At 54.1% G+C, this 17996-nt stretch carries 15 protein-coding genes; 7 read left to right on the forward strand and 8 right to left on the reverse strand.

The window, feature by feature from the left end; genetic code table 11:
• Positions 1-337 precede the first annotated feature (337 nt).
• Positions 338-1039 (forward strand): FadR/GntR family transcriptional regulator, encoded by a 702-nt coding sequence (locus ABLV12_RS11470; RefSeq protein ID WP_004107328.1) that lies wholly within the window; start codon positions 338-340, stop codon positions 1037-1039.
• Between the two features lie 12 nt (positions 1040-1051).
• A complete protein-coding gene (gene mdtD, locus ABLV12_RS11475; RefSeq protein ID WP_004107327.1) occupies positions 1052-2449 on the forward strand; it encodes a multidrug transporter subunit MdtD in 1398 nt (465 codons plus the stop codon).
• On the opposite strand, the gene rbsR is transcribed toward mdtD, so the two are convergent.
• From rbsR to kup, 7 genes are all read right to left on the reverse strand, one after another.
• Complete coding sequence (rbsR, locus tag ABLV12_RS11480) at positions 2446-3429, reverse strand: ribose operon transcriptional repressor RbsR (protein WP_004107325.1); 984 nt, start codon at positions 3427-3429, stop codon at positions 2446-2448. The genes mdtD and rbsR overlap by 4 nt on opposite strands.
• A 12-nt stretch (positions 3430-3441) precedes the next feature.
• Entirely contained in the window at positions 3442-4374 is a 933-nt protein-coding gene (gene rbsK / locus ABLV12_RS11485; RefSeq protein WP_024274853.1) for a ribokinase, read from the reverse strand.
• Positions 4375-4472: 98 nt separating this feature from the next.
• Positions 4473-5363 (reverse strand): ribose ABC transporter substrate-binding protein RbsB, encoded by an 891-nt coding sequence (gene rbsB / locus ABLV12_RS11490; RefSeq protein WP_004107321.1) that lies wholly within the window; start codon positions 5361-5363, stop codon positions 4473-4475.
• 27 nt (positions 5364-5390) lie between these two features.
• Positions 5391-6356 (reverse strand): ribose ABC transporter permease, encoded by a 966-nt coding sequence (rbsC, locus tag ABLV12_RS11495; RefSeq protein ID WP_004855792.1) that lies wholly within the window; start codon positions 6354-6356, stop codon positions 5391-5393.
• Positions 6357-6361: 5 nt separating this feature from the next.
• Entirely contained in the window at positions 6362-7867 is a 1506-nt protein-coding gene (gene rbsA / locus ABLV12_RS11500) for a ribose ABC transporter ATP-binding protein RbsA (RefSeq protein WP_348867047.1), read from the reverse strand.
• Between the two features lie 10 nt (positions 7868-7877).
• Positions 7878-8297, reverse strand: a complete 420-nt coding sequence (rbsD, locus tag ABLV12_RS11505) for a D-ribose pyranase (protein WP_004116762.1) — start codon at positions 8295-8297, stop codon at positions 7878-7880.
• 182 nt (positions 8298-8479) lie between these two features.
• Positions 8480-10348, reverse strand: coding sequence for a low affinity potassium transporter Kup (gene kup, locus ABLV12_RS11510; protein ID WP_004107313.1), 1869 nt, complete (start codon positions 10346-10348; stop codon positions 8480-8482).
• A gap of 217 nt (positions 10349-10565) precedes the next feature.
• Between kup and ravA the strand changes: the two genes are divergently transcribed.
• Both ravA and viaA read left to right on the forward strand, forming a co-directional pair.
• Positions 10566-12065 (forward strand): ATPase RavA, encoded by a 1500-nt coding sequence (gene ravA, locus ABLV12_RS11515; RefSeq protein WP_004116756.1) that lies wholly within the window; start codon positions 10566-10568, stop codon positions 12063-12065.
• Positions 12062-13510 carry an ATPase RavA stimulator ViaA gene (gene viaA, locus ABLV12_RS11520; protein ID WP_004107310.1) on the forward strand — a complete coding sequence of 483 codons (1449 nt, stop codon included), beginning with the start codon at positions 12062-12064 and terminating at the stop codon, positions 13508-13510. Before ravA ends, viaA begins: the two co-directional genes overlap by 4 nt.
• 7 nt (positions 13511-13517) lie before the next feature.
• Here the strand turns inward: viaA and asnA are convergent, their stop codons facing one another.
• On the reverse strand, positions 13518-14510 hold the full coding sequence (gene asnA, locus ABLV12_RS11525) for an aspartate--ammonia ligase (RefSeq protein WP_004107308.1): 993 nt from the start codon (positions 14508-14510) through the stop codon (positions 13518-13520).
• A 152-nt stretch (positions 14511-14662) separates the two neighbouring features.
• Between asnA and asnC the strand changes: the two genes are divergently transcribed.
• The 3 genes from asnC (at position 14663) to mnmG (ending at position 17925) form a co-directional block, all read left to right on the forward strand.
• On the forward strand, positions 14663-15121 hold the full coding sequence (asnC, locus tag ABLV12_RS11530) for a transcriptional regulator AsnC (protein WP_004107306.1): 459 nt from the start codon (positions 14663-14665) through the stop codon (positions 15119-15121).
• Positions 15122-15213: 92 nt separating this feature from the next.
• The gene (gene mioC / locus ABLV12_RS11535) at positions 15214-15654 is read left to right on the forward strand and encodes an FMN-binding protein MioC (RefSeq protein ID WP_004107304.1); all 441 of its coding nucleotides are present in this window, start codon (positions 15214-15216) and stop codon (positions 15652-15654) included.
• A gap of 381 nt (positions 15655-16035) precedes the next feature.
• Complete coding sequence (gene mnmG / locus ABLV12_RS11540) at positions 16036-17925, forward strand: tRNA uridine-5-carboxymethylaminomethyl(34) synthesis enzyme MnmG (RefSeq protein ID WP_004116749.1); 1890 nt, start codon at positions 16036-16038, stop codon at positions 17923-17925.
• The last annotated feature ends 71 nt before the right edge of the window (positions 17926-17996 follow it).

Genomic DNA, 17996 nt, shown 5'->3' on the forward strand with positions numbered 1-17996 from the left:
AGTGCAACGCGGCTTTCGCTCACCGTTGCGAGGTGGCGTATATTACGCTTTCCTCATTCAGAGTCAAGCGTTTAATTTCGCTTTTCTCTGCCGGTATTCATCGCTGAATCCCGCTGACCCGGCGGGCTGTAAGCCGTTGTTCCGTGTCAGTGGGAGCGCATTATAGGGAGTAATTACGAAGTGACAAGGGGAAATTTCAAAAAACTTTTCAACCGCCTCTTTTTTCATCATTACGCCGTGTAATGTAGCAAAAAAGCGGCGTTTTGCCGTTTTAACCAACGAAGCACGCCGCCAGATGGCATACTGATAAGGTAAAAAAGAGAAAGGAACGGCATTTATGTCTTTAAGCGCACAGCAGTTGGCGGCACAAAAGAACATCTCCTGGGTATTAGCGGAGAAACTAGCTCAAAAAATCCTGACCGGGGAATACCCGCCAGAAAGTATCCTTCCCGGAGAGATGGAACTGGGTGAGCAGTTTGGCGTGAGCCGTACGGCCGTGCGTGAAGCGGTTAAAACGCTTGCTGCGAAAGGGATGCTTTTACCTCGTCCACGGATCGGAACGCGGGTGATGCCCCGCAGCAGCTGGAACTTTCTCGATAAAGAACTACTCGCATGGTGGTTAACGGAAGATAATTTCGCTGAAGTTGTCGGCCATTTTCTCGTTATGCGCGAAAGCCTGGAGCCCCAAGCCTGTTTTCTGGCGTCAACCTCAGGCACGCCGGAGCAGAAGGCTCAACTCAACGCTTTGATGGAGGAGATGGTTGAGCTAAAGAGGAACTTTCAGCGCGAGCGCTGGATTGAGGTCGATATGGCCTGGCATGAACATATATATGAAATGAGCGGCAATCCTTTCCTGACCTCTTTCGCTTCTTTATTTCATTCGGTTTACCACACCTACTTCACTTCGATTACCCAAAATGAAGTGGTGAAGCTGGATCTCCATCAGGCAATCGTTGATGCCATTCTGGATAGCGACGGCTTGCGAGCGCTGAGCGCCTGCCAGGCGTTGTTGAGTGCCCCCAACCATTCCGACAAATAGTAAAGGTATCGAATGACCAAAAAGAAAGCCCGCAGTATGGCCGGGCTGCCATGGATCGCAGCGATGGCTTTTTTTATGCAGGCGCTTGACGCTACCATTCTGAATACGGCCCTTCCCGCTATCGCCCATAGCCTTAACCGTTCACCGCTTGCGATGCAATCGGCCATTATCAGCTACACGTTGACGGTAGCCATGCTTATCCCGGTCAGCGGTTGGCTGGCCGACCGCTTCGGCACGCGGAAAGTATTTATCATCGCCGTCAGCCTGTTTACCCTCGGTTCCCTGGCCTGCGCGCTTTCCAACTCCCTGATGGAACTGGTTATCTTCCGCGTCATTCAGGGCATCGGCGGAGCGATGATGATGCCGGTTGCGAGGCTGGCGTTACTGCGCGCCTATCCGCGCAGCGAACTGCTGCCGGTACTCAACTTCGTCACCATGCCTGGCCTGGTCGGCCCTATCCTCGGCCCCGTGCTCGGCGGCGTACTGGTGACCTGGGCAAGCTGGCACTGGATATTCCTGATTAATATTCCCATCGGCATTATCGGAATCGTCTACGCTCGCAAGTACATGCCGGATTTCACCACGCCACGACGGCGCTTCGACACGCTCGGTTTTATCCTCTTTGGCCTGAGCCTGGTGCTGTTTTCCAGTGGAATCGAGCTGTTTGGCGAGAAGATTGTTGCCACCTGGATGGCTCTGGCCGTTATCGCCCTGAGCATCGTTTTAATGTGGGCCTATATTCGCCACGCTCGCCGTCATCCCACACCGCTCATTTCGCTATCCTTATTTAAGACGCATACCTTCTCTGTTGGGATCGCGGGAAACCTGGCCACGCGCCTGGGCACCGGCTGCGTTCCGTTCCTGATGCCGCTGATGCTCCAGGTTGGCTTCGGCTATCCGGCGATTATTGCTGGCTGCATGATTGCGCCTACGGCTATCGGTTCCATTATTGCGAAATCAACCGTCACCCAGATACTTCGCTGGTTCGGCTACCGTAAAACGCTGGTTGGGGTCACGGTATTCATCGGCCTGATGATTGCTCAGTTTTCGCTGCAATCTCCGGATCTGTCGATCTGGATGCTGCTGCTGCCGCTATTCGTTCTGGGGATGGCGATGTCCACTCAGTTCACCTCAATGAATACCATCACGCTCGCCGATTTAACCGATGAAAACGCCAGCAGCGGCAACAGCATGCTGGCCGTTACTCAGCAACTCTCTATCAGTCTCGGGGTCGCCGTTAGCGCGGCGGTGCTGAGGTTTTATGAAGGATTTGATAGCGCAAATACCATTGAGCAATTTCATTACACCTTTATTACCATGGGGGCTATCACCGTGGTATCGGCGCTGGTATTTACTTTATTAAGAGCAAAAGATGGCCGCAACCTGATTAAAGAGCGGCATAAGCGTTAGGCTGAGCCACGAACCACCAGCTCAGGCGTTAACTGCACGCGCTGCTGTTTTTGTCCCGGATCGGCCATGCGGTGAATCAGCACATCGATGGCCAGTTCGCCCAGCTCATCTTTCGGTTGATGAATTGTGGTTAGCGGCGGCGTCATATAGCGCGCCAATTCGATGTCGTCATAACCCACCAGCGCCATGTCCTGCGGAATACGTAGGCCGCTCTGGTAAAGGGCCTGATAGGCGCCCACCGCCATCGCATCGTTACCGACAAATACTGCCTGCGGTAGCTCTGACAGCGTCAGCAGCGTCTGCATGGCGCTGAATCCGCCGCCAAATTCAAAATCGCTGCTAATCACATATCCTTCCGGTACCGCAAGTCCGGCTCGAGTCATCGCAGCCTGATATCCCTCCAGGCGCAATCGGGCTGGCGTTTTATCCAGCGGACCCGCGATACAGGCAATCCGACTATAGCCCTGGTCAATCAGATACTGGGTCGCCATATCGCCGCCGAGCAGAGAGTTATCCTGAATCAGATCGCTATCGCCGTCGAACGGCGCCCAGTCCATCATCACCGTCGGTACAGAAGGATAGCGCTGCATAATTTCCGGCGAAGGCTGATGAGTTTCAGTGCACAACAGGAGTAAACCATCGACGCGCTTTTGCATCAGCGTCTCAAGATTACGGTTCATCCGCTGCTCATCGCCTTCGGTATTACACAGCACCAGGCTATAGCCTCGCTCAAAGCAGCTACGTTCCACGCCGCGCACTAGCTCCGAATAAAACGGGTTGGTACTGGCGGTAATAAGCATGCCTATGGTGCGGGTTTGGTTTAATTTAAGGCTGCGCGCCAGCGCAGACGGCGCGTAGTTCAGGCTTTTAATCGCGGCATCGACTTTAGCGGTAATTGCTTCGCTAACGAAACGATCTTTGTTGATGACATGAGAAACCGTCGAAGTGGAAACGCCCGCTATGCGGGCTACATCCTTCATGGTGGCCAAGCGTTACCCCTGTTGACGTAAAAATTCGTCTATTTCTTTTCGCCAGGGCACGGAGGGCTGGGCCCCTTTGCGGGTGACGGCGATAGCGGCGGCGGCATGGGCAAAACGAATCGCCTGCGCCAGTTCACTACCTTCAAGCAGCGCGGTGACCAGCGCACCATTAAAGGTATCGCCAGCGGCTATGGTATCTACCGCCTGCACTTTAAAGCCGGGCACCCGACGACCTTCACCTTCGCAGCTGGCCCATACGCCACGGCTGCCAAGGGTAATGATCACCGTACCGATACCTTTATCATGGAGCACTTTGGCGGCTTTTGCCGCATCATCGTCGCTTTCCACGCGCACGCCGGTGAGCTTTTCCGCTTCGGTCTCGTTAGGGGTAATGATATCTACCAGCGTGAGCAGCTCATCGGGCAATTCACGTGCCGGCGCCGGATTGAGGATGACTGAGGTTTGATTCTGGTGAGCGATTTTCGCCGCGGCCAGTACGCTTTCCAGCGGTGATTCCAGCTGCATCAGCAGCGCCTGCGCGCCAGCAATACGCTCTTTTTCCGCATCAACCTGCGCAACGGAGAGCGCGGCATTAGCACCGGCATGAATACCGATAGTATTCTCACCTTCAGCGTTAACAAAGATCAGCGCCACGCCGGTTGATTCTCCGGTGACGGCTCTGACCGGCGAAACGTCAATATTGTCGCTTTCTAGCTGGTGACGAACGCGCTCGCCAATGTCGTCATCGCCGGTACAGGCGATAAAGGAAATATTAGCCCCGCTGCGTCCGGCAGCAACGGCCTGGTTTGCGCCCTTACCGCCAAAAGCGACCTGATAGTGATGACCGGTAACGGTTTCACCAGGCGTTGGGAAGGCGTCGAGATTCAGGATGTGATCGGCGTTGATACTGCCAAGGACGACAAGTTTGCCTGCGGTTTTCATAATCAATATTCCCGGAAAGCGCGCCACCGGGATCCGGTGGCGCATGCCCTGCTTTTCTTTATTATGTTGTCCCTCGGACCGTCGCCGATCCGAATCGCACATTATTGCTTAATGACCAGTTTCAACTCAACCGGGTAGCTGGTATCCACTTTTTCACCCTTCAGCACTTTATCGGCGGTCTCAACGCCTTTAACGCCGATCTGCTCCGGTAGCTGGGCGATGGTCGCAGCCAGTTTGCCACTATTAACCGCTTTTTCGCCATCCGGCGTGCCGTCAAATCCAACAACCATCACATCAGATTTGCCTGCCGTTTGTAGCGCACGCAGCGCGCCCAGCGCCATTTCATCGTTCTGGGCAAATACCGCCTGCACATCAGGATGCGCCGTCAGCAGGTTCTGCATGACGTTCAGACCCTTGGTACGGTCAAAATCTGCCGGCTGGCTGGCCAGTACGTTAAACTTGTGCGCAGCAACGGCCTGCTGGAAACCTTCGCCACGTTCGCGCGCCGCGGAGGTCCCGGCAATGCCTTGTAGTTCAATGATCTTCGCGCTTTCGCCGACTTTCTTCGCGATATAGTCGCCGGCCATCTTACCGCCCAGCACGTTGTCAGATGCAATATGGCTTACCACGTCGCCTTTTGACGCCTGACGGTCGAGGGTGATAACCGGAATTTTCGCCTGATTAGCCAGCTTCACGGCGTTACCCACCGCATCGGAATCCGTAGGGTTGATCAGCAGCAGTTTGGTGCCACGAACTGTTAAATCCTGAACGTTAGCCAACTCTTTGGCCGGGTTATTCTGGGAATCCAGTACCACCAGGTTATAGCCAAGTTTGTCCGCTTCTTTTTGCGCGCCATCCTTCAGCGAGACAAAGAACGGGTTGTTAAGGGTAGAGATAACCAGAGCGATAGTATCTTTTGCCATCGCGTTTGCGCTTACGGTCGCACTTAACGCTACAGCAGAGACCAGGGTCGCCAGTTTTTTCATATTCATAGTTAAGATGTCCTGTAGAGTTCTCAGTTACTGCTTCTTGTTATCTACCAGTACCGCCAGCAAAATGACCACCGCTTTCACGATCATCTGGTAATAGGATGAAACGCCTAATAAATTCAGGCCGTTGTTCAAAAAGCCAAGGATCAACGCACCAATCAGCGTGCCGACAATACGGCCTTTACCGCCCGCGAGGCTGGTACCACCGAGCACCACCGCCGCAATCGCATCCAGTTCATATCCTGTGCCCGCCGTCGGCTGCGCGGAAGAGAGACGCGCGACCTCAATAATCCCTGCCAGCGAGGCCAGCATGCCGCACAAAGAATAGACGATGATTTTAACTTTATTCACGCTGATGCCGGAAAGGCGCGTTGCCGCCTCGTTACCGCCGAGCGCATAAATATAACGGCCCAGGCGAGTATGGTGCAGCATGTACCAGGCGGCCAGGAAAACGATCGCCATAATCCACACCGGCGTTGGGATCCCCAGCGGACGACCAATCCCGAACCAGCCGAACAGATCGGCGTTGTCGGTAAAGCCGGTATTTACCGGGCTTCCATTGGTATACACCATCGTCACGCCGCGCAGCAGCAGCATCATGACCAGCGTAGCGATAAATGCCTGCACACGCCCTTTCGCCACAATCACGCCGGTCACGGCGCCGATAGCCGCGCCTAATGCCAGCGCAGCGGCCACGGCCACCAGCGCGTTGACCTCAATCCCGACAATTGAAGCAGCAACCGCGCCGGTCAGCGCCAGCAGAGAACCGACGGACAGGTCGATACCCGACGTCAGGATAACCAGCGTCATCCCTACCGCCATAATGGCGTTAACTGAAGTCTGCTGCAGAATATTGAACAGGTTATTCACGGTAAAAAAGTTGGGGCTCATGGTCGAGACAATCGCAATCAGCACCAGCAGGGCAATCAGCGATTTTTGCTCCATCAGCCACGCTTTTGTGAAGTAGCGACGACCAGAAACAGCCGGGTTATTCATCTTTTTTACTCCTGATTCACACGATTAAGCTTGCCCACAGCGGCAGCCATCAATACTTCCTGGGTGGCCTGCTCGCGTATGAATTCACCGCCGAGATGCCCTTCATGCATCACCATGATGCGATCGCTCATGCCCAGCACTTCCGGCATCTCCGAAGAGACCAGAATGATGCTCAGACCTTCGGCTTTGAACTGGTTAATCAGCTGGTATATCTCTTTCTTTGCCCCAACATCCACGCCGCGGGTCGGCTCATCAAGGATCAATACCTTCGGGCGGGTCATCAACCCGCGGGCTATCGCGACCTTCTGCTGATTACCGCCGGAAAGCAGCCCAATGGCCTGCTCCATCGAAGGCGTTTTCACGTTAAACAGGCGGATAAAATCACTCACCGCCTGTTGTTCATCTTTGTGCTTGAGACTACCGCCGCCGCGGCTGAAGTAACGCAGCGCGGTCAGCGACATGTTTTCTTTAACCGACATGCCGAGCACTAAACCGTCGCGCTTACGGTCTTCTGAGATGTAGACGATTCCGTTGGCCAGACCATCCTGCGGGGAGCGCGTAACAACTTCGCGTCCATCCAGCGTGACCGAACCGCTGCTGCGCGGCAGCGCACCGTACAGTACCTTCATCAGCTCGGTGCGCCCGGCGCCCATCAGCCCGGCGACGCCGAGAATCTCGCCCTGACGCAGAATAAAGGAGATATTTTCCACGCCCGAACCGCACAGGTTGTCGACCTTAAGACGAACAGCGCCCGGGGCTTTGTCCAGATGCGGGTACTGATCTTCCAGCTTACGGCCGACCATCATCTCAATCAGCAGATCTTCATCCAGACTGGCCACTTCACGCTCGGCGATAAACTGCCCATCGCGAAATACCGTGACGTCATCGCAAATCTCGAAGATCTCTTTCATACGGTGGGAGATATAGACAATACCGCGCCCCTGCGATTTCAGTTCGCGGATTACGCGGAACAGGGATTCGGTCTCGGTGTCGGTCAACGCATCGGTGGGCTCATCCATAATAATGACCTTCGACTCAAAGCTCAGCACCTTAGCGATCTCAACCATTTGCTGATCGCCTATCGATAAATCCCCCACCAGCTTCTGGCTGTTAAAACGCAGATTCAGCTTTGCCAGCAGCTTATCGGCTTCGGCGTACATCGTTTTCCAGTCTATTTTGCCAAAGCGATTCACAAATTCACGGCCGAGGAAAATGTTCTCGGCGATCGTCAATTGGGGGATCAGGTTTAGCTCCTGGTGGATGATGCCAATTCCGGCTTCCTGAGAAGATTTGGGACCGTTGAAGGTGGTCTCTTTACCCAGCCACAGCAGCAAACCGGCATCGCGGGAGTAAATGCCGGTCAGCACTTTCATCATCGTGGATTTACCGGCGCCGTTTTCCCCGACCAGCGCCATCACGCGGCCCGGATATACGTTTAGCGAGGCGCCGGAGAGCGCCTTGACGCCAGGGAACGATTTATCGATCCCTTTTAATTGCAATAAGGCTTCCATAGCGGCGACCTCAGAACGTCACGCCGGCACAGAGAATAACGTTCGCATACGGGGAACATTCCCCGCTGCGAATCACCGCCTGACTATCTGCGGTTTCTTTTTTAAACTGCTCATGGCTGGTGTAACGAATTTCAATGGTGTTTCCCTGGTGTTGCTGCAGCTGCTCAAGATGATTGAGCAACGTCGCGTGGAGCTGCGGATTAAGCGTTTTAATCTCTTCCGCGAGGATAGCCGCTTCAACCTGCATTTCGCTCGTCACCACCTCCAGAACCTGCATGAAGGAGGGCACCCCGTGGGTTAACGCCATATCGATACGGGCGCTGCTGCGGGGAACAGGTAACCCGGCATCGCAAACTACCAGCGTATCGGTATGACCCAGGCGGGAGATGACCGACGAAATTTCAGCATTGAGGACGGTACCTTTTTTCATTTTCTCTTTTACTCCACTAGCGAAACGTTTCGCTGGTATAAGTATTAGCAATAAGAGAACAGAAAACCATCACCAGATGTGAGAATTGTGATCGCCATCGAAACGTTTCGCAAGCCTGAAGAGTTAAAGCCAGAAGCGTTCAAATAAACAAAAAGCCCTTCATCAAGAAGGGCTTTAGCGCATCAGATTTCAACCTGGGTGCCGAGCTCAATAACCCGGTTCGGCGGGATTTCGAACTGGTCAGGCGCTCGCAGAGCGTTGCGCTGCAGCAGAAGATAAAGCTTGCCGCGCAGGCGCAGGTACCATGGCCGCTTGCCGATGATCAGCGACTCATGAGACATAAAGAAGGAGGTCTCCATCATCCGGCAGCTCAGGCCTTCCAGCCCACAGCGGTGGAAAACTTCTTCGACATTCGGCGTTTCCCGCCAGCCGTAGCTGGCTACGACGCGCCAGAACGATGGCGAAATCTGCTCAATCTGTACGCGACGAACGTTATGCACGTACGGCGCATCTTCAGTACGCAGCGTGAGCAAAATCACCCGCTCGTGCAGCACCTTATTATGCTTAAGGTTATGCAACAGCGCGAAAGGAATGACGTTCAGCGCCCGCGACATATAGACGGCGGTACCCGGAACGCGGACCGGCGGCGATTTCTCCAGAGAAGAGATCATCGCTTCCAGAGAATTACCGTGCTCATGCATCCGACGCAGAAGGCGGAAACGCTCGCTTTTCCAGGTGGTCATGATGGTAAACATCACCAGGCCGAGGGTCAGAGGCAGCCAGCCGCCGGAGACGATTTTATCGAGGTTCGCGGAGAAGAGCGGGATATCAATGCACATAAAGGCAACCAGCAGCAGCGCCACAACGAACTTATTCCAGTGCCAGTTTTGACGCGCTACCGTCGTGAACAGAATGGTGGTCAGCACCATCGTCCCCGTCACCGCAATACCGTAAGCCGCCGCCAGATTCGAGGAGTGCTCAAAGTTAACAATGACGATGACCACCGAGATATAGAGCAGCCAGTTGATAAACGGAATATAAATCTGCCCGGACTCCATTTCCGAAGTATGAATAATCCGCATCGGCGACAGGTACCCCAGGCGCACCGCCTGCCGGGTTAGCGAGAAGACGCCGGAGATAACCGCCTGTGAAGCGATAACCGTCGCCAGGGCGGCAATAATCAGCATGGGAATGAGCGCCCACTCGGGCGCCAGCAGAAAGAACGGGTTTTTAATCGCTTCCGGGTGTTTGAGCAGCAGCGCGCCCTGACCAAAGTAGTTAAGCACCAGTGAAGGCAGTACTACCGAAAACCAGGCCAGGCGAATCGGCAGTTTTCCAAAATGCCCCATATCCGCGTACAGCGCCTCCACGCCGGTAATCGACAGCACTACCGCGCCCAGCGCCACAAACGAGACGGTTTTATATTCGAGGAAAAAGTGTACCGCCCAGTAAGGATTCAGCGCCTGCAGCACTTCCGGGTTAGCAAAGATACTGCGCGCGCCCAGTACCGCCAGCAGCAGGAACCAGATCAGCATAATCGGCGCGAACAGCTTACCGACCATGCTGGTACCGTGCTTTTGAATGGCAAATAGCAGCGTCAGAACAATGATGGATATGGGGACCACCCACGTATCCAGGTCCGGGGCGATAATTTCCAGCCCCTCTATCGCCGACATCACCGAGATGGCAGGCGTAATCACCACCTCGCCATAAAAGAAGCTGCCGCCGATAAGCCCAAGGATCACCAGGATGGAGGTTGCGCGCGCGGAGGTGTTTCGCCCCGCCAGCGACATTAACGTCAGGATCCCGCCTTCGCCGGCATTGTCTGCCCGCATCACGAAGGTGATGTATTTGAGTGATACGGTGAGAATTAATAGCCAGAAAATGAGCGACAGGAAGCCAAAAACAGCATCACGCTCAACGCCAAAGCCAAACTGGCCGGACAGACATTCACGAAGTGTATACAGTGGACTGGTACCGATATCGCCGTATACCACGCCGATTGCCGCCAGCGTTATTGCCGGCAGCGATTGCTTATTATCAGTGCTCATAGACTAGTCTTTTCGTTTATAAAACAAATGTGTGCCTAGTCCCTTGGCCCACAAAAAGCGCACAGTATGCACGATTATTTGCTGAATCGTACCCCTAACTGACATCATCTTAACCTGACTCAAAGAAAATAAATCGATTCTTCAGGCTATTACCACCCCTAAGCAAACATCTATACTCGACCTAACAACGACATTCTAAAAAGCACGCAACTCTATTATGGCTCAATCACATTTACTGGCAGAAAGAATTTCCCGGCTCAGCGCCGCTCTGGAAAAAGGACTCTTCGAACGCAGCCACGCCATTCGCCTTTGCCTGCTTGCCGCACTCAGCGGCGAGAGCGTTTTTCTGCTGGGTCCACCGGGCATCGCCAAAAGTCTGATCGCCCGACGCCTAAAATTCGCCTTCCAGCAGGCTCGCGCATTTGAGTACCTGATGACGCGTTTTTCCACGCCGGAAGAAGTTTTTGGCCCGCTCTCCATTCAGGCGCTAAAAGATGAAGGACGCTACGAGCGTTTGACCGCGGGTTATCTTCCGGAAGCCGAAATTGTTTTCCTCGATGAGATCTGGAAAGCTGGCCCGGCGATCCTCAATACGCTGCTGACGGCAATAAACGAACGTCATTTCCGCAACGGGGCAACCGAAGAAAAAATCCCTATGCGCCTGCTGGTGGCGGCGTCGAACGAACTCCCCGAAGCAGACAACAGCCTGGAGGCGCTATACGATCGGATGCTTATCCGTTTATGGCTGGATAAGGTTCAGGATAAAACCAACTTCCGCTCAATGCTGATAAGCCAGCAGGACGAGAACAGTAACCCCGTCCCGGCGAATCTACAGGTCAGCGACGAGGAGTTTCAGCAATGGCAGCAGGATATCGGCAGCGTTAAGCTGCCGGACAGCGTTTTTGAACTTATTTTCCAGCTGCGCCAGCAGTTAGATACGCTGCCGAACGCGCCGTACGTCTCAGATCGTCGGTGGAAAAAAGCCATTCGTCTGCTGCAGGCCAGCGCCTTTTTCAGCGGCCGCGACACTATCGCGCCAATAGACCTGATCCTGCTGAAAGATTGCCTGTGGCACAATATTGAGACAATGAACCTGATGTCCGCGCAGCTGGAGACCTTAATGACCAGCCACGCCTGGCAGCAGCAGGCAATGCTCACTCGCCTGGGGTCGATTATCCAACGACGTATTCAGCTTCAACAGCAGCAAAGCGATAAAACCGCGCTAAAAGTAAACCGTCTTGGCGGTATGTTCAGCCGTAAACCTCATTATGAACTGCCCGCTGAAGTGCAGGAACCCACGCTGACGCTGCTCCTCCAGCAGCCGCTTAAGCTGCACGACCTGGAAGTGATTCATATTACGTTTGTTCGTGAAGAGCTTGCTCACTGGCTGGAGAAAGGGGGTGAGATTCGTGGCAAGCTCAACGGTATCGGTTTTGCCCAGCCGCTGAATATGGATGTCGATACCAGCCAGCATCTGGTCGTGCGCGATGTCAGCTTACAGGGGTCGCGACTTTCCCTGCCCGGTAGCGAATCGCGGGAAAATATGCCGGCCGAAATCCGGCAGCAGCTGGAAGCGCTGGACGACGAATGGCATCAGCAACATAACCGCTTCAGCGAACAGCAGAAATGTCTGTTTATTCCCGGTGAGTGGCTGGGACGCATTGAGGCCAGCCTGCAGGACGTCGGAACGCAGATTAAACAGGCGCGTCAGTCATGACGCTGGACATGCTGAATGTCATGCTGGCAGTCGGCGAAGAGGGTATGATCGATGAGATGCTGCTGGCGCTGCTGGCGGCACCTCAACTGGCGGTATTCTTTGAAAAATTCCCGCGCCTAAAAAATATTATCGCCGCCGACATTCCGCGCTGGCGGGAAGCGGTCAGATCGCGACTTAAAGAGACCAATATCCCCCCCGAGCTGGATGCGGAGGTTCAGTGTTATCAGCAATCACAGCGGCTTTCTACCTCGCAGTTTATCGTCCAGCTTCCGCAAATTTTGAGCCAGCTGCATAAGCTGCACTCCCCTTTTGCCAGCCAGGCCCAGCAGCTGGTGGATAACAACAGCACCTTTACGCCAGCGCTGCACACGTTATTCCTCCAGCGCTGGCGCTTGAGTCTGGTGGTGCAGGCAACCTCCCTTAATCAGCAACTGCTGGATGAAGAGCGCGATCAGCTACTGAGCGAAGTTCAGGAACGCATGACCCTCAGCGGCCAGCTGGAGCCGGTGCTGGTGGAAAATGACAATGCGGCGGGGCACCTGTGGGACATGAGCGCTGGCGAGCTGAAGCGAGGCGACTATCAGCTGATCGTGCGCTACGGCGACTTTCTAAGCCAACAACCCGAGCTCATGCAGCTCGCTGAACAGCTGGGACGCTCACGTGAAGCGAAAGCGGTGCCGAAAAAAGATGCGCCGATGGAAACCTTTCGCAGCCTGGTGCGCGAACCGGCCACTGTTCCGGAACAGGTGGACGGGCTTCAGCAGAGCGACGATATTCTGCGTTTGTTGCCGCCAGAGCTGGCTACCCTCGGTATCACCGAGCTGGAGTTCGAGTTCTATCGTAAGCTGGTTGAAAAGCAGCTGCTGACCTATCGGCTTCACGGCGATGCGTGGAAAGAAAAGATCACCGAACGGCCGGTCACTCGCCAGGATTTTGATGAACAGCCGCGCGGACCCTTTATCGTCTGCGTCGATACTTCCGGCTCAATGGGCGGTTTTAATGAACAGTGCGCCAAGGCGTTTTGTCTGGCGCTAATGCGGGTCGCTCTGGCGGATAACCGCCGCTGCTTTATTATGCTGTTTTCCAGCGAGGTGGTGCATTACGAACTTACCGGCCCGCAGGGGCTGGAACAGGCGATCCGCTTTCTGAGCCAGCGCTTCCGTGGCGGCACCGATCTGGCCAGCTGTTTCCGGGCAGTGATTGAGCGTATGCAGAATCCGCAGTGGATCGATGCCGATGCGGTAGTCATTTCAGATTTTATCGCACAGCGCTTGCCGGATGAGGTGATCAATAAGGTGGGAGAGCTACAGCATAAACATCAGCATCGCTTTCATGCGGTGGCGATGTCGGTACACGGCAAGCCCGGTATTATGCGCATTTTCGATCATATCTGGCGCTTTGATACCGGGCTGCGTAGCCGCCTGCTGCGACGCTGGCGGCGTTAATCACGCATTAAAGAAGAGCGGCAACGCTTTGACGAACCTGTGTCGGCCATACGCCGCACTGTACCTGGCCGATATGGTCAAGCTGCAGGAGCAGCATCGTCAGACGAGACTGACCAATGCCGCCGCCGATAGTCTGCGGCATCTCTCCGCGCAGCAGCGCCTGGTGCCATTCCAGCTTCAGGCGATCTTCATCACCGGTAATCGCAAGCTGGCGCTTCAGCGCTTCGGCATCCACGCGGATCCCCATTGAAGAGAGCTCGAAGGCATCTTCCAGAACCGGGTTCCATACCAGAATATCGCCGTTCAGACCGGCATAGCCTTCAGCAGCCGGCGTGCTCCAGTCATCATAATCCGGCGCGCGAACGTCGTGGCGCTGACCATCGGAAAGCTTGCCGCCGATACCGATCAGGAATACCGCCCCCAGCTCTTTAGCAATCGCCCGTTCACGACCTTTGGCATCAAGATCCGGATAGCGGCTTAAAAGCTCCTCGCTATGAACAAACTGGATCGTCTCCGGCAAAAACGGCTTGAGGCCAAATTCTTTACTGACGGCGTCTTCGGTAGCTTTGATCCCGGCATAGATCGCTTCAACGGTCGATTTCAGCGTTCCGCAGTGGCGTTCTCCGTCACCCATTACGCGCTCCCAGTCCCACTGGTCAACGTAAACGGAATGGATGGGCGTTAATCGGTCTTCATCGGGGCGAAGGGCCTTCATGTGCGTGTACAGCCCTTCGCCCGCGCTGAAGTCGTGTTGTCCCAGGGTTTGACGCTTCCACTTCGCCAGTGAATGAACCACTTCGAACTGGGCGTCTGGCAGTGTTTTCACTTTAACCTGAACCGCTTTTTCGCAACCAGAAAGGTTATCCTGAGTTCCATCGCCCACGCGGCTTAAGATCGGCGCCTGAACTTCAATCAGGCCGAGCTTCTCTTCAAGCTGACGGGAAAAGTGTGACTTAACGAAACTAATCTGGCGTTGTTTTGCGATGTATGCGGTTTTCATTTTTTATAACTCCTGCGTCCTGTTGCCATTGATTAAGCAACAAAACAGCGCTGCAATTCAATAATCCCACAACAAAAAGCCTGCATCGATTTTGATTCATTAAAATTTGAGGCTAAAATAGAAAGATTCGTCAAACTTCATAAGAAAAACCTATGGAAAATTATCAGATCGACAATCTGGACCGCGGCATCCTTGAGGCCTTAATGGCCAACGCGCGCACCGCTTATGCTGAACTGGCAAAACAGTTTGGCGTCAGTCCGGGAACCATTCACGTTCGCGTGGAGAAGATGAAGCAGGCCGGAATTATCACTGGCGCACGCATTGACGTGAGCCCAAAGCAGCTGGGCTACGATGTGGGATGTTTTATCGGCATCATTCTGAAAAGCGCCAAAGACTATCCCTCGGCGCTGGCGAGGTTAAACAGTCTGGATGAGGTTACCGAAGCGTATTACACCACCGGGCACTACAGTATCTTTATAAAAGTCATGTGCCGATCGATCGATGCGCTCCAGCATGTACTTATCAACAAGATCCAAACAATTGATGAAATTCAGTCCACCGAAACGCTCATCGTGCTGCAAAACCCGATCATGCGTACCATCCGCCCGTGAACGGACTATTTAATCCCACATTTTTCCACAGGTAGATCCCAGCTCGCTCACAGCGTACAATACGCCACTCTGGAAAAGTGGAGCGGGCGATCATGGCAGAGATAACTCTTATCAGCGGCAGTACGCTGGGTAGCGCAGAATATGTGTCAGAACATCTGGCGGAAAAGCTGGAAGAGGCTGGTCACAGCACGACTATTCAGCACGGCCCGCTGATTGACGATCTACAGGCGGAAGGGATCTGGCTGGTTATCTCTTCTACTCATGGCGCCGGCGACATTCCCGATAACCTGCTGCCTTTTTATGAAGCGCTTCAGGAAAAGCAGATCGACCTTTCTGCGGTCCATTTTGGCGCAGTCGGTATCGGTAGTCGTGAATATGACACCTTCTGCGGAGCGATTGATAAGCTGGAGTCGGCGCTGAAGGCCTGCGGGGCAAAACAGATTGGCGAAACGCTAAAAATTAACGTCCTCGAACATGAAATTCCGGAAGATCCGGCTGAGGTCTGGCTGGGATCCTGGCAAAAATTGCTCTGAGAATTGTAAAGATCATACTTTCTTCTGTGGATAACTATGCTTAAAAGCTTGGATCAACCGGTAGTTATCCAAAGTATAACCGCAGACTGATTTTTGTGCTGTGTATAACCCTTCATTTTGATCCCAGCTTATACGGACCAGGATCACCGATCATTCACAGAAAGCGATCCTTCTTAAACGATTGATCTTAAATCGTGGATCCGACTTATCCACAAGACAAGCCGATCCTAATAAGAGATCACAATAAAACAGATCTCTAAATAAAAGATCTTCTTTTTAATACTCAGGATCCCGGCGCTTTCTCGAAAGGCGAAAGTTGAGTAGAATCCACGGCCCGGGCTTCAATCCATTTTCAAACCGCTTTATGCGAGGCATACCACCATGTTTTATCAGGATCCTTTTGACGTCATCATCATTGGCGGGGGTCATGCAGGCACTGAGGCCGCAATGGCCGCAGCGCGAATGGGTCAACAGACTCTGCTTTTGACACACAATATCGACACGCTGGGGCAAATGAGCTGCAACCCGGCGATTGGCGGCATTGGGAAAGGACACCTGGTAAAAGAAGTGGATGCGCTTGGCGGCCTGATGGCGAAGGCCATTGACCATGCCGGTATCCAGTTTAGGATACTAAACGCCAGCAAAGGCCCAGCCGTACGGGCGACTCGCGCTCAGGCCGATCGCGTGCTTTATCGGCAAGCCGTACGCACGGCCCTGGAGAATCAGCCTAATTTGATGATCTTCCAGCAGGCCGTTGAAGATCTGATTGTTGAGAACGATCGCGTGGTGGGTGCTGTTACCCAGATGGGGCTTAAATTCCGCGCCAAAGCGGTAGTGCTGACCGTAGGGACATTCCTCGACGGTAAGATCCATATCGGACTCGATAACTACAGCGGCGGTCGCGCAGGCGATCCTCCGTCGATCCCGCTGTCTCGCCGTTTACGTGAACTGCCGCTACGCGTCAGCCGCCTGAAAACCGGTACCCCACCGCGTATTGATGCGCGGACCATTGATTTCAGCGTTCTGGCTCAGCAGCACGGCGACGATCCAATGCCGGTTTTCTCGTTTATGGGGAATGCTTCCCAGCACCCGCGTCAGGTACCGTGCTATGTCACGCATACCAACGAGAAAACCCACGACGTGATCCGCAATAACCTCGATCGTAGCCCGATGTATGCCGGCGTGATTGAAGGGATCGGCCCTCGCTACTGTCCTTCGATCGAAGACAAGGTGATGCGTTTTGCCGATCGCAATCAGCATCAGATCTTCCTCGAGCCGGAAGGACTGACGTCGAACGAAATTTATCCAAATGGCATCTCCACCAGCCTGCCGTTTGATGTCCAGATGCAAATTGTCCGCTCAATGCAGGGGATGGAAAATGCAAAAATCGTTCGCCCCGGCTACGCTATCGAGTACGATTTCTTCGATCCGCGTGACCTGAAACCAACGCTGGAAAGTAAATTTATCCATGGCCTGTTCTTTGCGGGCCAGATTAACGGCACTACCGGTTATGAAGAAGCGGCCGCTCAGGGCCTGCTGGCAGGCCTGAACGCAGCCCGCTTCTCTGCCGAGAAAGAGGGATGGGCGCCGGGTCGCTCCCAGGCCTACCTTGGTGTCCTGGTGGACGATCTCTGTACGCTCGGTACCAAAGAGCCGTACCGCATGTTTACTTCACGTGCGGAATACCGCCTGATGCTGCGTGAAGACAACGCCGATCTGCGCCTGACTGAGCAAGGCCGTGAACTGGGTCTGGTAGATGATGAACGCTGGGCGCGTTTCAACGAGAAGCTTGAGAGTATTGAACGTGAACGTCAGCGCCTGAAATCCAGCTGGGTAAATCCGCTGGCGGAAAGCGCCGCTGAAGTTAATGCACAGCTGACGGCGCCTTTGTCTCGCGAAGCTAACGGTGAAGATTTGCTCCGTCGTCCGGAAATGACCTACGAACAGCTGGTGAAGATGTCGCCATTCTCGCCGGGTCTTGAAGACAAGCAGGCCGCGGAACAGGTCGAAATTCAGGTAAAATACGAAGGCTACATCGCGCGCCAGCAGGATGAGATTGAGAAACAGCAGCGCAATGAAAACACGTTGCTGCCTGCCACGCTTGATTATCGCCAGGTGAATGGGCTGTCGAACGAAGTCATTGCTAAGTTGAACGACCACAAGCCGTCTTCAATAGGGCAAGCATCGCGTATTTCCGGCATTACGCCTGCGGCAATCTCGATTTTGCTGGTGTGGTTGAAAAAGCAGGGAATGCTGCGCCGTAGCGCCTGACTTTCCCTGAACGATACATTTGGCGGATAGCGCATAAGATATCCGCCTGGTTTATATCCAGCCCGGTAAGC

It is taken from the genome of Klebsiella sp. CN_Kp100 (assembly GCF_040065315.1).
In the GTDB taxonomy this organism is placed as follows: domain Bacteria; phylum Pseudomonadota; class Gammaproteobacteria; order Enterobacterales; family Enterobacteriaceae; genus Klebsiella; species Klebsiella oxytoca.

What these genes read in the sequence shown, in the direction of transcription:
- rbsD (WP_004116762.1), bottom strand. Translation starts at nt 8,297, where the DNA reads ATGAAAAAAGGTACCGTCCTCAATGCTGAAATTTCGTCGGTCATCTCC.
- ravA (WP_004116756.1), top strand. Translation starts at nt 10,566, where the DNA reads ATGGCTCAATCACATTTACTGGCAGAAAGAATTTCCCGGCTCAGCGCC.
- mnmG (WP_004116749.1), top strand. Translation starts at nt 16,036, where the DNA reads ATGTTTTATCAGGATCCTTTTGACGTCATCATCATTGGCGGGGGTCAT.
- rbsC (WP_004855792.1), bottom strand. Translation starts at nt 6,356, where the DNA reads ATGAATAACCCGGCTGTTTCTGGTCGTCGCTACTTCACAAAAGCGTGG.
- viaA (WP_004107310.1), top strand. Translation starts at nt 12,062, where the DNA reads ATGACGCTGGACATGCTGAATGTCATGCTGGCAGTCGGCGAAGAGGGT.
- mioC (WP_004107304.1), top strand. Translation starts at nt 15,214, where the DNA reads ATGGCAGAGATAACTCTTATCAGCGGCAGTACGCTGGGTAGCGCAGAA.
- mdtD (WP_004107327.1), top strand. Translation starts at nt 1,052, where the DNA reads ATGACCAAAAAGAAAGCCCGCAGTATGGCCGGGCTGCCATGGATCGCA.
- ABLV12_RS11470 (WP_004107328.1), top strand. Translation starts at nt 338, where the DNA reads ATGTCTTTAAGCGCACAGCAGTTGGCGGCACAAAAGAACATCTCCTGG.
- rbsR (WP_004107325.1), bottom strand. Translation starts at nt 3,429, where the DNA reads ATGAAGGATGTAGCCCGCATAGCGGGCGTTTCCACTTCGACGGTTTCT.
- rbsB (WP_004107321.1), bottom strand. Translation starts at nt 5,363, where the DNA reads ATGAATATGAAAAAACTGGCGACCCTGGTCTCTGCTGTAGCGTTAAGT.
- asnA (WP_004107308.1), bottom strand. Translation starts at nt 14,510, where the DNA reads ATGAAAACCGCATACATCGCAAAACAACGCCAGATTAGTTTCGTTAAG.
- rbsA (WP_348867047.1), bottom strand. Translation starts at nt 7,867, where the DNA reads ATGGAAGCCTTATTGCAATTAAAAGGGATCGATAAATCGTTCCCTGGC.
- asnC (WP_004107306.1), top strand. Translation starts at nt 14,663, where the DNA reads ATGGAAAATTATCAGATCGACAATCTGGACCGCGGCATCCTTGAGGCC.
- kup (WP_004107313.1), bottom strand. Translation starts at nt 10,348, where the DNA reads ATGAGCACTGATAATAAGCAATCGCTGCCGGCAATAACGCTGGCGGCA.